Genomic DNA, 13,505 nt, shown 5'->3' on the forward strand with positions numbered 1-13,505 from the left:
GCCTCACGGGGCCAGGACGACCGCCGTTTCGCCGGGCACGTGGATCCGCCCGTCGCGACCCGGGTGGTCGACCGGTTCCCAAGAGGACAGCACCCGTACCCCGTTGCGGCCCAGCGCGATCGTCACCGGGTCCGGGGAGAGGTTCACGGCCACCCGGACGTCGCCCCGCCGGAAGGTGAGCCAGCGGCGCTCCTCGTCGTGGGCGACCCGGACCGACGCCAGGTCCGGGTCGCGCAGGTCGTGATGGGTGCGGCGGAGCGCGATCAGGGTGCGGTACCAGTCCAGCAGGCGGGCGTGGACGGCCTGTTCGGGCTCCGCCCAGTCCAGGCGGGAGCGGTCCCGGGTGGCCGGGTCCTGCGGGTCCGGGACCTCCTCGGCCTTCCAGCCGTGCGCCGCGAACTCCCGGCGCCGACCGGCCCGTACCGCCTCGGCGAGGTCCGGGTCCGGATGGTCGGTGAAGTACTGCCAGGGCGTCTTCGCCCCCCACTCCTCGCCCATGAACAGCATCGGCACGAACGGCCCGGTCAGGGCCACGGTCGCGGCGCACGCCAGCAGCCCGGGCGAGAGCGAGGCGGAGAGCCGGTCGCCGAGCGCCCGGTTGCCGATCTGGTCGTGGGTCTGGGTGTAGCCGAGGAAGCGGTGGGCCGGGGTCCGGCGGTGGTCCACCGGGCGGCCGTGGGTACGGCCGCGGAAGGAGGACCAGGTCCCGTCGTGGAAGAAGACCCGGGTCATGGTCTTGGCGAGGGCGGCGAGCGGGGCTTCGGCGAAATCGGCGTAGTAGGCCTGGGACTCGCCCGTCAGCGCGCAGTGCAGGGCGTGGTGGAAGTCGTCGTTCCACTGGGCGTGCAGGCCCAGGCCCCCGGCGGTGCGCGGGGTGGTGGTGCGCGGGTCGCAGCGGTCGGACTCGGCGATCAGGAACAGCGGGCGGCCGCTGTCCGCGGCCAGTTCGTCGACGGCCGCGGAGAGTTCCTCCAGGAAGGTCAGCGCCCGGTCGTCGGCCAGCGCGTGCACGGCGTCCAGCCGCAGTCCGTCGATCCCGTAGTCGCGCAGCCAGGCCAGCGCGCTGCCGATGAGGTACGCGCGCACCTCGTCGGAGCCGGGCGCGTCCAGGTTGACCGCGGAGCCCCACGGGGTGTGGTGGGTGTCGGTGAAGTACGGGCCGAAGGCGGGCAGGTGGTTGCCGGAGGGCCCGAGGTGGTTGTGGACCACGTCCAGCACCACGCCCAGCCCCGCCGCGTGCGCGGCGGCCGTGAAGCGGGCCAGACCGGCCGGGCCGCCGTACGGTTCGTGCACCGCCCAGGGCGCGACCCCGTCGTACCCCCAGCCGTGCCGACCGGAGAAGGAGCAGACCGGCATCAGCTCCACGTGCGTGATGCCGAGGGCGGTGAGGTGCCCGAGCCGGGCGGCGGCCGCGTCGAAGGTGCCCTCGGGGGTGAAGGTGCCGATGTGCAGCTCGTACAGGACCGCGTCCTGGAGCCGGGTGTGCGGCGGCGGCACCGGCCGCGGGGCGAGGGCCCGTAGATCGACCACCGCCGACAGGCCGTCGGGCCCGTCGGGCAGCCGGCGCCCGCGCGGATCCGGCCGCGGGCCGGCGCCGTCGAGCAGGAATCCGTAGCGGCTCCCGTCGGCGGCCGGGGCCTCGACGGTCCACCAGCCGTCCCGGTCCGGATCGCGTGCCATGTCGTGCGTCGCCCCGTCCAGCAGCATGGCGACGTGACCTGTCAGTGGTGCCCACACCTCGAACTGCACGGACGGTCCCCTCGTCGGCGGCGGTGTCCAGCATGCGTATCGTGCCCATCATTCCGGGCGTGGCGGGGGAGTTCTGGACACTCCGGCCCCGACGGGCCGACAATCACCCTGTGACGTCCAGTTTCGAGATCCCCGCCTTCCCCGCGCCGCGGCTGTCCGACGCCGAGCGCGACCGGGCGCTGGGCCAGCTCCGGGAGGGCGCGGCCCTCGGCAAGCTGTCCCACGACACCTTCCTGCGCCGGATGGAACTCGCCCTGGTCGCCCGCCGCTCCGAGGACCTCGCCGTGCTCACGGCCGACCTCCAGTCCCGGCAGGCGGCCGAAAGCCCCTGGACCCGTCGGCTGTTCGGCTGGGTCGGCCGGGTCTCAGCCGTGTCCGTCGGCGTCCGGCGCGCCTGGCACGCCGAGCGCCTGCCCAAGCTGCTGCTGCCGCATCCGAGCGCGGTGGCCCTGCGGATCGGCCGCGACCCCGGCAACGGGCTGCGGCTCAGTCACGAGACGGTCTCCCGGGCGCACGCGGAGCTCACGCTGCAGGGCGGGGTGTGGGTGCTGAAGGACCTCGGCTCCACCAACGGGACCACGGTCAACGGGCACCGGGTGACCGGCTCCGCCGTGGTCCGCGACGGGGACCAGGTCAGCTTCGGGAACATGACCTTCCGGCTCTCGTCGAGTTGAGGGGGTCCCCGGGGTCCCCGGGGCGCCCGGGGGGCCCGCCGGTCCGCCGCCGGGAGCCGGCGCGCAGGATGGCGGTCATCGAACACGCTCCCGTCATCCGCCGCGCACGCGTCGGGGACCTGCCCCGCCTGGTCGAACTCGTCCACGAGCACGTGGCGTACGAGAAGGCTGCGCCGCGCCCGCCGGACCTCGCCGAGCGACTCGGCCCACAGCTCTTCGCCGAGGACGCCCGACTGCGGGTGCTCCTCGCCGAAGCCCCGGACGGCACGGTCGCCGGATACGCCGCCTGCTCCGCCGAGTTCTCCTTCTGGGACGCCCGGCGCTACCTGCACATGGACTGCCTCTACGTGGCGGCGGAGGCCCGCGGCCACGGTCTCGGCGCCGCCCTGATGGACGCCGTGACGGGCCTGGCCCACGAGCTCGACCTCGACCAGGTCCAGTGGCAGACCCCGGACTGGAATCCGGATGCTCCAGACTTCTACTTCTGGAGTAAGACAAGTGGTAGCCGCGACGCTGACCAGGGGCGATGCCGGGAACCTCCCGCCCTCCACAGAGGGCATGACCACCGCAGTACGTAACCCGCTCGCCGGTACGGCCTACACCCAGACGCTCCTGGGCGTGCGGTGTGTGCGCCGGGTTAGCTGTCTTCCTCGCGGTCATGGCGGGAGTCCTGTACCAGCATCCATGCGCCGAAAGACAGCGCCCCGAGGAAAGCGAGCGAGAGGGTGGAGACAACCACCAGTTGCACGCGCTCGGTGACGTTCTCCGCCTTCAAGCGCACGTTTCCGCAGTCAAGTTTGAAGTTGCCGCCTGGGGTGGAGGTCGCGCCATCAGCGCTCATGTTCTCAGACATGGGGGCAGGAGACAGGGTCGCGAGGAATCCGTCAAATTTACAGATATCAGTACGTACAGATGACCGAAAAGCCAGGGATTGCCCGAGCCCTCGCGCACTCTTGGTACCCCATGCCCCGAAAGCCCCGCCCTCCCTTGCTCTGTACCCGGGTGCCCCGAGCTGGACAGCGCGACGCCCCGGCATGGGCTCTGAGTGGTCCGTATCGGGGCGGCGGGCAACTGTCAGCGTTGAGTGAAGTCGTCTGCTTCGTACCTGTCGACAGCGAGGAACGCACCCGCCGTGTAACTGTCGCCTAGCGCGACCCACTGCGCGTCTTGGGGCTTGTTGGGCGCCGGGGCGGGCACCGGATCGGGCGTGTGGAGGACCGCATGGCCGTTCACCCAGGCGAATCGAGCCGCATACACCGCGCCAGAACCGTTCACAACGGGAAGCTCGGACGGGACGTACTTCCCATCGCTCACGACGACCACGGGCCGACCGTCGCGGTACTCGATCGACAGGGTCGCGGCATCCTCAGGCTTGACCTCGGATGCCGGGACGAGCACGGGTTTCTTGGGCGCTGCCGCCTCAGGGTTGGGACTCAGTCCGAGGCTTGTCATCTGCTCGGGTGACATTTGCGTCTTGGCGGGGCCCTTTGAGTTGGGCGTGGTCTCGGGCATGGCGTCTCCTCACTGGCCGGCTCGCTGCCGACGCGCGTGGATCTTCCCATTACTAATAGTCACCAAACCGCTACGCACGCTAGATGGAGGTATCCCCATGCCCCGACGCCCCCGCCCCCCTTGCTCTGTACCCGGGTGCCCCGAGCTGACCGCCCGTGGTGGACGCTGTGCCGCTCATGAGCGCGAGGCGACGGGCGGCCCGGTATGACGCTGCTGCACCGCTCCGCAGACGGGTGCAGGCACGGAGTTCGGTGCAGTTAACTAGGACTCAATCTCTAGCCTCGCGCTTTCATGAAGCGGGCTGTCCGACGGGTGGTCAGGTAAGCGAGAAGTGCCTCTGACCAGCAAGAATGAGGATTGTCGAGGTCCTTGTTCCTGCCACCGCCGGAGGCACTTCCCAGGTGAAGAAGCGTATCGGGTCCTACCCACGCGTCCGCATCGAGGGCGGTGGCCGTGGGGTGGTGTCACAGGCCGGGGCCGTGCTGCTGGTCGAGACGGTCCGCAAGGCCGGGCTGGACCAGGCGATATCGGCGGCGCTCGCGCCGTGGCGACGGCCGCGGGCGGTGCACGATCCGGGCAAGATCCTGCTGGACGTGGCCCTCGCGGTCGCGCTGGGCGGGGACTGCCTCGCGGATGTCGGGACGCTGCGGGCCGAGCCCGGCGTGTTCGGGCCGGTGGCCTCCGACCCGACGGTCTCCCGGCTCGTCGACGCCCTCGCCGCAGCCGGGCCGAAGGCCCTGTCCGCTATAAGGGCCGCTCGGGCCGAAGCGCGTGAGCGCGTCTGGAAGCTGGCCGGCGCTGCGGCGCCGGATGCCGCGGGGCAGGTGATCGTGGACCTGGACGGGGTGCTCGTGCTGGCCCACTCCGAGAAGCAGGACGCCACCGCGACCTGGAAGAAGACCTTCGGACACCACCCCCTGATGGGCTTCGTCGATCACGGAAGCGGCGGGAGCGGTGAGCCGGTCGCCAGCCTGCTCAGACCGGGCAACGCAGGCAGTAACACCGCCGCCGACCACATCACCACGGCTGGGCTCGCCTTGGCGCAACTGCCGAAGAAGTACCGGCGCGGACGCCGGACGCTGATCCGTACCGACTCCGGCGGCGGCACCCACGAGTTCGTCGCCTGGCTCGCCCAGCGCGGACGGTGGCTGTCGTACTCGGTCGGCATGACCCTCACCGAACAGATCCACCAGGCCGTACTCAAGGTCCCCGCCCCGGCCTGGACGGCAGCGATCGAGCCCGGCGGCGAGATCCGGGACGGGGCCTGGGTCGCCGAGATCACCGGCGACTGCCTCAAGGGCTGGCCGAAGGGAATGCGGCTGATCGTCCGCAAGGAACGGCCCCATCCCGGCGCCCAGTTGCGCATCACCGACGCTGACGGACTGCGGCTGACCTGCTTCGCCACCAACACCACCGACATGCCGATCGCGGCACTGGAGCTGCGGCACCGCCAGCGAGCGCGAGCCGAGGACCGCATTCGGGCCGCGCGGGCCACCGGCCTGCGCAACCTGCCCCTGCACGACACCGCACAGAACCAGATCTGGCTGGAGATCGTCCAGCTCGCCCTGGACCTGCTGGCCTGGATGCCGATGCTCGCTCTGACCGGCGAAATCCGCAGGTGGGAGCCCCGCCGTCTCCGGTTCCGCCTTCTCTCCGCCGCCGCCCAGATCGTCACGACCGCCCGCCGCCGGCACCTGAGGTTCGCACGCCACTGGCCCTGGACCGACGTGATCACCGACGCGCTGGCGCGGCTCGAAGCTCTCCCAAACCCCGACTGACCAGCACGTTCCCGTCCCTGCGAGCAGCATCACCCCGACCGGAGCCGTGGAATCCGGCGCCCACCCGACGCGACAGCCGGGCCATCAGCGTGCCCGCCACCGACCCGAACAACCGAAACGGCCCGCCGAAGAAGCCGACGGACCGTCACGAAAGATCGAGGCTAGATCATGACGTAATGCCTGTTTCAAGGTGGCTAGCTTGCCGTGGTAGTGATCCCGTTGGGCAAGATACGAAGCGTCCTGGAAGGAAGCGCCACCCTCAATTGCCATACGCAGGCGGCGCAGTGCCTTATAGGCATCTTCTGCATGTTCACCGACAGGCTCCGGGGCTATCAACTGCATTTGAGATCGCAGCTCATACGCCCCTGAATCCAAGAATACCTGCTGGAGGCGGGCGGTTCGTTCATCCAGAGACAGCAACTGATCGTGAGCCATCTCGCGAAGCCCGTTCCTGATACGCGAAAGCGCAGTTAGATATTCAGCGTAAACAATATGGCGAGCAGCTCGCTGCTGGAGTTCCTCTGTTCGCTGCCGCTCTGCTGCACGCTCAGTAATTTCCCGCCGCCAGCGCACCCTATCCGCCATGAGGGTAGAGCCGGAGCCTATGAGTCCGCCGAGAGCCGCACTTGCTAGAGGTAGCCAGTCCATTTCGGCAGGTTAGGCATTGGTGGAGGCGAACGAACCGCGAACGCTGAAACCTCCCTTACCACCCTTACCGAAATGTGACGTTTCGCCCAATTGCGAGGAGCCCCGTGCCGCGACGACCCCGCCCCCTTGCTCTGTACCCGGGTGCCCCGAACTGACCGCCCGTGGTGGCCGCTGTACCGCTCATGAGCGCGAGGCCAACGCGACCGTGCGTCACGTGGCGGTGCTGTCTATGACACACGGTGGCAGCGCGTCCGCAGGGCCCATCTGTATCGGCAGCCGTGGTGTGTGCTGTGCGGCCGTCCGGCCAACGTGGCTGACCATCACCCGGTGCCCCGACGCGAGTTGATCGCACGAGGCGAGGCGAATCCAGACGCTCTCAAGCATCTGCGTCCGCTGTGCGTCGCGTGCCACAACCGCGAGACCGCACGCAATCAACCGGGCGGGTGCGCTGCGGAAGCCTGTTCGCGGCTCCAGTCGGGCGAGCGTCCGCCGTTCTGACCAGGGGGCCCCCGCTGGACGGATGCGTACGCAAATCGCTCAAGCGCCCTCGCGCTGCGCGTGCTTAGTCAAATGCCCCCCGAACTGGAGGTCCGGGGGACGGCGCACCTTACAGTCCGCTCACCCACACTTTGGCCAAGGCCTGCGTAATTGTGGCTGCGCCGACAAATGCAACCCCGCCTACGCCGAGGGACGCCAAGAGGGTGGCTCCCGCTGCCGACACGATTACCCCGGCACCGAGGCCGATGAGAACTGCCAGCACGAAAATGAGAGCTGCCGTCAGTTTGTTGACAGCGCTAGCTGATGGATTTGTTGTGCTCAAGTTCTGCTCCTAGTTGGTTAAATTTCTGCCATATATCACGTCCCTGCCTTGACTGACGGCGCTGGGGGTATCGGCCGCCCAACTCCCTTGTCAAGCCCGGGACTACGGGCCGTTGCGCATTTTTCTCTCTCCTATCGAGGGCTGGTCATCTTTCGTTGCACCTACAGGAACCAGCCCTGAGTGATTGGATTAGACGAAGGCGCGCGCATATGCGGCTTCGCGGAGGAAACGCTAGCGCCCAACTGTGGCTCGCGTGTGTGGTTCTGACGTTCCATCACCCTGGGGCGATAGCCGGTATGTGTGCCCTATGACAGTTTGCACCGAAAAATGGGAGATGCATGGCGGGGACTCCGCTACAGACGACAGAGAGGCCGTACGGGAAGCTATAGCGCCGTAAGTACTCGGCTAAGAAATGGAGTGACGCCTACGGTCCGAGTGCAGCTCAGGCGCGAGATTTTCAGGCCGAGCGGCGCCACGATGCAGCTCCGTCCATGCTCGCCCGAGGAGTTGGAACGGCGCTACGCGGCAGGCTTCGCGGCTATCGGAGTCGACTACTGGCACAACGCTGCGGGGCCTGATTTCTCGCGACAGATGGCAGGGGTGGCAGCGTGACCGTCGACGGACTGACGACCCCGCCCCCGCTCGGTGACGTGGCCCTGTGCATCGTGTGTCACGAGACCACCACGGCCCCCGTGCGAGTGCAGTACATCGAGAGCACCAGCGGGCCCGGAACGACGCTGTGGGCCTGTCCCGAGGATGCTCCTAGCGTCACCCCCGGCCCTATGCCGGGCGAGCTGTACTAGCCCAGCAAGCAAGGCCAACAGCCCCGTACGGCACCCGCTGTACGGGGCCCTTGCTTTGGGGCGCGCGATACGCTCAGAAGCGGTACAAGGGAGAGTCCGGGAACGACGGCGCGATCCGCTTCTACGACCGGCTCGGTGCCACCGGGCGGCCGAAGCACCGCTACTCCCTGGCGGTGGAGCCCTCCCGGGGCCAGGACGGGACACCCCCCGGGCCCGGTTCCGCTTCCCACTGAGCGCGCCGCGCCGGACGCCCCGGCGCGGGCGTGCGCCGTGCACTCCTGTGCGCCCCCTCGTGCTCCTTCGGCGCGGGCGGCCGCCGTCGTACGGTTCCGGGCTATGAGCGGATACACGATGGAACCGGCCACGCCGATGGAAATCAGCCCGCGAGTCCTGCCGCACGCCGACCGGTGGTCCCCCGCGCTCTCGGTACCGGCGCCGGTCTGCCGTTTCGAGAACTTCCTGGGGGCGGAGCGCGCCGCCGACCTGCTGGAGTACGCGATATCGCGGGGGGAGGACTTCACGGCGGGCACCGTCCTGGACCCCCTGACCGGACAGGTGTCCCGCAAGGGGCGGGACTCGCTGGTCCTTCCCGTGACCAGCGAGGTGTTCAGCGCACACCTGGCCGACTGTCTGCCGCTCGTGCAGGAGGTCCTCGGTCACCGGTCCGCGCTCGCACGGTCGTTGACCGTCCTGACGGCGCACGGTGAAGGCGGGCACTTCGGCATGCACACGGACGCCTCACGCGTCCGGGACGTGAGCACGGCACTGTCCGCCGTGTACTACCTGCACCGCAGGCCGCGCGGCTTCGGCGGCGGCCAACTCCGCCTGTACGACACCGTGGTGGAGGACGGCAGGGCGCGGCCGGGGGAGTCCTACAGGACGATCGAGCCCGAGCACGACACCATCGTCTTCTTCCCCTCCGGCGCCTTCCACGAGGTCGTGCCGTCCACCTGCCCGAGCGGACGGTTCTCGGACCACCGGTTCACCCTCACGACCTGGATCTCCGGCGGGGAGCCCGCCGCGGGCCCGGACGCCCGCCGGCCGCACGTCTGGCAGTGGCTGGCGGACGCGGCCGAGGGCACCCGACCCCTCCACGACGCAGAGGAGGACCACGACGGCGCCAGGCCGGTGGCGCTGCCGCAGCCCGGCCCCGACGCCATCCTGGGCCCGTCCAGGCCCTGAGCACCCCTCAGTCCGCCCGCCGGGCCCTCGTACGAGCCGTGTCGTGGCCGGCCGGCTGTCGACGCCCGGACCGCCGCGACGAAGGCGAGGCCGAACACGTCCTCGCCTTCGTCGGCCCGTGCACCTGCGGTCATTCAGGTAGGACGGTCCTGCGTGCCGGAGGTCGCCGGACGAAGGCATCGGCGATGCCGGACCAGGTGCGGAGGACGGCCTCGCCCGCTGCCTTCGGCGTCCCCGGGTCGTAGACCAGGTCGAAGCAGGAGGCACGGCCGTCCTCATCGATGCACTGGCCGAACTGGCGCACGCCGCCGTCCGGGAAGAGGTTGACCAGCACGGTCGTGGTCGGGTCGAGCCCCTGACCTTCGAGGAGGCTCCTGAGCCGCTTCCAGATCGAGCGAACTCGTGCGCAGGAGGTGCGTGTGTGGGGCGTGCACGGCCGGGGACACGGAACAGCTCATTGCGCGAGGCTGCCCCGAGCAGCGGCCAGAGCACAGCCGCCCCGTCCGTACCGTGAAGCGGCGATGCGCGGTGGCGGGCGACGTGCCGAACGTCGGCGGCAACGGGGCGACCAGCTACCAGCGCCTGGCGGCCTGCTCGATCTTCGCGCAGTGGGCTGCACGGGCTGCCTCGTCGATCTGCTGCTCGTGTTCGGGGCGCAGCCCGGTCCGGCCGTCGAGGCCCTCGCGCAGGATGTCGGCGTGCCCGGCGTGCCGGATGGATTCGCCGAGGACGTGGACCATGATGGCGAACAGGTTCGTGTCGGCGTGAGGATCCGGCCACCACGGCACGTGGCCGGGGGCGTCGAGGGGGAGCTCGTTGATCGTCGCGTCCGAGTGTTCCCACGTGCGCCGGTAGAACCCGATGATCTGATCGCGGGTCTCGTCCTCGGTCGCCCACTGATCGCTGCCGTCGGAGTCCTGCCACCGGGGCAGCGGTTCCGGGGAAGGCCGGTCGAAGACCTCCCCGAAGTACCTGGCCTCGACGGTGGCCACGTGTTTGACCAGGCCGAGGAGGTTGGTCCCGGTCGCCGTCAAAGGTCGGCGGGCGTCGTATTCGGACAAGCCGTCGAGTTTCCAGAGCAGCGCCTCGCGGTCCCGCCGCAGTCTCCCGTGCAGGTTGTCCTTCGCGAAGTCATCGATCATGTGGCAAGAGCCTGCCACGGGCTGCTCGTGGTCTCAAGATCCCGTACGTGGTCCGCAACGACCGGCAGAGCCGAGGCCTGGCCATGGCCGCCGCCCTGACCTGCCTGGTGCGCCCCGGCCGGGCGAGCTCCACTCGGCGTCGCACGGTTCACGGCGCCGTACCGCCACTCCGGCCGAGGCCGTCTCTTTGGGATCTCGTCGGCCGAGCCCGCGGCGTCCGGTGCCCTGGGGTCTCCCCGGGCCCGCAGGGCCGAGGGGAAGCAGGGCGAGGCGGAGGTGCGCGCCGTGTACGGGACGTACTCGGGCGCCCCGACACGCGGCGAGGTGCGGTGCCGGGCGCCGCGGGCCCGGCAAGATCCGAAGCAGACGCCCTAGGCCCGGTCGGCCGCGACGAGGCGGTCGTAGGCGGCCAGGACGATCCGGGACTGGTGTTCCACCTGGGTGGCCACCGGGACCCAGCGGGCTCCGAAACGGGCCGCGAAGTCCTCGCACCACCAGGTGACCAGCCGGTCCAGCCCGGGCGCCGCCGGATGACCCTGGGCGCGCAGCACCCGCAGCAGCATCGCGGCGGCGCGCAGCGATAGCCGTCGCCCGAAGGCGTCGATGCTGGCGATGTACGCCGCCGAGGCCTCCGCGGGAGCCCCGGCCGTCCACTCCGCGGCGATCCGGGGGATCAGCGCGAGCGTCCAGTCCACCGCGCGCAGCAGGGGCGCCGTGGCCGGGTCCTCGTACGCCTGCGGACCCGGCCGTACGCCGTCGCGGCTCCGGACCGCGGCGACGAGCGCGGCGTCCGCGGTGAGCCGCTCGGCCAGCATCTGTAGGGCGCCGCGCGGGTCCGGGTGCGGGGTCGGATCGTCCACCAGGTCGGAGGCCCACATGGGGACTTCGACGATGGCGGTCGTGCCGGCGTAGCGGTGGGCGTGGTACCAGGTGCTCAGCCGGGTGTCCTCCGGGTGGAAGGCCCCGGCGGCCTCGCTGCCCGGCTGCGGGATCACGAAGATCCCGGGTCCGGGGGAGGGCCAACCCGCCGCGTCCGAAGCCCCGTTCTCCACCGGGATGCGCAGCTCGGCGGCCGATGTGCCGAACGGCTCGGCGAGGCCGGGTACGTCCCGGGTGAGCTGCACCCAGGAGCCGCCGAGGTCCGTGGCGTGCAGGGAGGCCTGGAGGACGGGCCGCAGTTCGTCGATGAGCGCCATCAGGGCGAGGGTTTCGGGCGGTAGCCGGTCCGGGGGCAGTAAGGACGGCGCCCACTCGGGCTGTTCGGGGCCGGGCGGCCGGAAGAAGTTCCGGTGGTAGTCCAACAGCGAGTACGGGTGGGGGGTGCGGTGCAGGTCCGCGCCGTCCGGGTCGGCACAGAGCAGGAAGTGCCAGCCGCAGCCGGCCCGCGGCGCCGGGTCGTCGAGGACGCGCCGGGCGAGCGAGAGGGCGGTGGCGCCGCCGACGGGCTCGTTGGCGTGTGCCCCGGCGACGACGAGGACGTTGCGGTCGGCCCCGCCCGGGGCGCCGCCCGTCGCGGCGACGGACAGCACCCACAGGGGCTGCCCGGCCCGGGAGGTGCCGGCCTGCCGCAGCCGTACCTCGCCGGGGTGTTCGTCCGCCAGAGCGCGGGCGGCGAGCCCGAGTTCCCGCGGTGTGGGGTAGCGCATGTCACGGTGGAGAGTCACAAGGGATGCCATGCCCGCGGGGCCCGCCGGCTACTGCTCCGCGGGCCCCGCAGTTCCCCGAATTCCGGGTGAAACCCCTGGCCGAGGCCCGGGGGCACGGCACAGGGGTTCGGGCTACTGCTGGTGCAGTCCGCGGCCCGCCAGGCTGAGGAAGGCCTCCCCGACCGCCTCCGACAGCGTCGGGTGGGCGTGGACGTGCCGCGCCACATCGCCCGGTTCCGCGTCCCAACCCACGATCAGCTGGCTCTCCGCGATCATCTCCGACACGTGCGGTCCCACCAGGTGCACGCCGAGCACGCGCCCGTCCCGCTCGGCGACCACCTTCACCGTGCCGCCCTGCCCGTGCACCATGCCCTTGGCGACCGCGGTCAGCGGCATCGTGTTCACCACCACGTCGTACGCCGCCCCGCGCGCCTGTGCCTCCGTCAGCCCGACGGCGGCGGTCTGCGGGGCCGAGTAGGTCACCCGCGGCACCGCCGCGTAGTCCACCGGTGCGCTCGCCACCCCGGCCAGGGTCTCCGCGACCAGCAGGCCCTCCGCGAAGGAGGCGTGCGCCAGCCCGAGCGAGGGCGGCGGCAGCAGGTCGCCCACCACGTGGATCCCCGGGACGGCGGTCTCCAGCCGGGACCAGTCGGCCGGGGCCACGAACCCCCTGCCGTCGGTGGCCAGTCCGGCCGCCGCGAGGTCCAGTCCGTCGGTCACCGGGACCCGCCCGACCGCCACCAGCAGGCGCTCCGCCCCGATCTCCCGCAGCTCCCCCCCCGCGCGGTGCGCACGATGGCCCGGACCCCGCTGGGGGCGAGCCGCTCGGCCCCCTCCAGCCGGGCCCCGGTCTGCACGTCGATCCCGCGCTTCTTCAGGCCCCGCGCCAGGTGCCGGGACACGTCCGCGTCCTCCAGCGGCACCAGCCGGTCCGCGGCCTCGACCAGGGTCACCTCGGCGCCCATGGAACGGTGGAAGGACGCGTACTCGACCCCGATCGCCCCGCCGCCCAGCACCAGCACCGAAGCCGGCAGGCCCGGCGCGAAGAGCGCGTCGTCACTGGTCACCACCGTGTGGCCGTCGGGCTCCAGGCCGGGCAGGGTGCGCGGCCGGGATCCGGTGGCCAAGACGATCCCCCGGGCTGCGGTGAACTCCCGCCCGTCCTCGCTCCGTACGGACCGGGGACCCGTCAACCGGGCCCCGCTGCGCACCACCCGCACCCCCGCATGTTCCAAGTGGGCTTCCACACCCTTGTGGTTGCGGGAGACGATGTCGTCGCGGGTGGCGGTCAGGGCCGACCAGTCGACCGACTCCACGCTCGCCCGGACCCCCCAGCGCTCGCGCGCCTCGGCTATGCCGTCGACGAGTTCCGCCGCGTGCAGCATGGCCTTGCTGGGGATGCACCCCCGGTGCAGGCAGGTCCCGCCGACCTTGTCGCGTTCCGCGAGCAGGACGCTCAGGCCCAGGGCCGAGGCGCGCAGGGCGGTGCTGTAGCCGCCCGTACCGCCGCCGATCACGATCACATCCACTGCGCTGTCGTTGGTCATGTCC

General features: G+C 71.0%; 12 protein-coding genes and 1 pseudogene. 5 read left to right on the forward strand and 8 right to left on the reverse strand.

Annotation, left to right across the window (positions count from 1 at the left end):
• Positions 1-3: 3 nt before the first annotated feature.
• Positions 4-1,707 (reverse strand): malto-oligosyltrehalose trehalohydrolase, encoded by a 1,704-nt coding sequence (gene treZ, locus OG594_RS33455; RefSeq protein WP_266606678.1) that lies wholly within the window; start codon positions 1,705-1,707, stop codon positions 4-6.
• Between the two features lie 152 nt (positions 1,708-1,859).
• On the opposite strand from treZ, the gene OG594_RS33460 reads away from it, so the two are divergent.
• Positions 1,860-2,423 carry a DUF1707 and FHA domain-containing protein gene (locus tag OG594_RS33460; protein ID WP_266606121.1) on the forward strand — a complete coding sequence of 188 codons (564 nt, stop codon included), beginning with the start codon at positions 1,860-1,862 and terminating at the stop codon, positions 2,421-2,423.
• A 68-nt stretch (positions 2,424-2,491) separates the two neighbouring features.
• Positions 2,492-3,001 (forward strand): GNAT family N-acetyltransferase, encoded by a 510-nt coding sequence (locus OG594_RS33465; RefSeq protein ID WP_266606122.1) that lies wholly within the window; start codon positions 2,492-2,494, stop codon positions 2,999-3,001.
• A gap of 59 nt (positions 3,002-3,060) precedes the next feature.
• Here the strand turns inward: OG594_RS33465 and OG594_RS33470 are convergent, their stop codons facing one another.
• Positions 3,061-3,276 (reverse strand): hypothetical protein, encoded by a 216-nt coding sequence (locus tag OG594_RS33470; RefSeq protein ID WP_266606123.1) that lies wholly within the window; start codon positions 3,274-3,276, stop codon positions 3,061-3,063.
• A gap of 221 nt (positions 3,277-3,497) precedes the next feature.
• Positions 3,498-3,935, reverse strand: coding sequence for a hypothetical protein (locus OG594_RS33475; RefSeq protein WP_266606124.1), 438 nt, complete (start codon positions 3,933-3,935; stop codon positions 3,498-3,500).
• Between the two features lie 401 nt (positions 3,936-4,336).
• On the opposite strand from OG594_RS33475, the gene OG594_RS33480 reads away from it, so the two are divergent.
• Positions 4,337-5,713 carry an IS1380 family transposase gene (locus tag OG594_RS33480; protein ID WP_266594891.1) on the forward strand — a complete coding sequence of 459 codons (1,377 nt, stop codon included), beginning with the start codon at positions 4,337-4,339 and terminating at the stop codon, positions 5,711-5,713.
• An 84-nt stretch (positions 5,714-5,797) separates the two neighbouring features.
• On the opposite strand, the gene OG594_RS33485 is transcribed toward OG594_RS33480, so the two are convergent.
• Positions 5,798-6,361, reverse strand: a complete 564-nt coding sequence (locus OG594_RS33485) for a hypothetical protein (RefSeq protein WP_266606125.1) — start codon at positions 6,359-6,361, stop codon at positions 5,798-5,800.
• Between the two features lie 1,428 nt (positions 6,362-7,789).
• Between OG594_RS33485 and OG594_RS33495 the strand changes: the two genes are divergently transcribed.
• Together OG594_RS33495 and OG594_RS33500 are read left to right on the forward strand one after the other, a co-directional pair.
• A complete protein-coding gene (locus OG594_RS33495) occupies positions 7,790-7,984 on the forward strand; it encodes a hypothetical protein (RefSeq protein WP_266606127.1) in 195 nt (64 codons plus the stop codon).
• A 336-nt stretch (positions 7,985-8,320) separates the two neighbouring features.
• Entirely contained in the window at positions 8,321-9,166 is an 846-nt protein-coding gene (locus tag OG594_RS33500; protein WP_266606128.1) for a 2OG-Fe(II) oxygenase, read from the forward strand.
• 130 nt (positions 9,167-9,296) lie between these two features.
• On the opposite strand, the gene OG594_RS33505 is transcribed toward OG594_RS33500, so the two are convergent.
• From OG594_RS33505 to lpdA, 4 genes and pseudogenes are all read right to left on the reverse strand, one after another.
• Entirely contained in the window at positions 9,297-9,500 is a 204-nt protein-coding gene (locus tag OG594_RS33505) for a hypothetical protein (RefSeq protein WP_266606129.1), read from the reverse strand.
• Positions 9,501-9,738: 238 nt separating this feature from the next.
• On the reverse strand, positions 9,739-10,308 hold the full coding sequence (locus OG594_RS33510) for a DinB family protein (RefSeq protein WP_266606130.1): 570 nt from the start codon (positions 10,306-10,308) through the stop codon (positions 9,739-9,741).
• A gap of 371 nt (positions 10,309-10,679) precedes the next feature.
• Positions 10,680-11,972, reverse strand: a complete 1,293-nt coding sequence (locus OG594_RS33515; protein ID WP_266606131.1) for a M14 family zinc carboxypeptidase — start codon at positions 11,970-11,972, stop codon at positions 10,680-10,682.
• 114 nt (positions 11,973-12,086) lie between these two features.
• Positions 12,087-13,501 (reverse strand): annotated as a pseudogene (gene lpdA / locus OG594_RS33520) (dihydrolipoyl dehydrogenase).
• Between the last annotated feature and the right edge of the window lie 4 nt (positions 13,502-13,505).

The organism is Streptomyces sp. NBC_01214, assembly GCF_026340975.1.
In the GTDB taxonomy this organism is placed as follows: Bacteria; Actinomycetota; Actinomycetes; order Streptomycetales; family Streptomycetaceae; genus Streptomyces.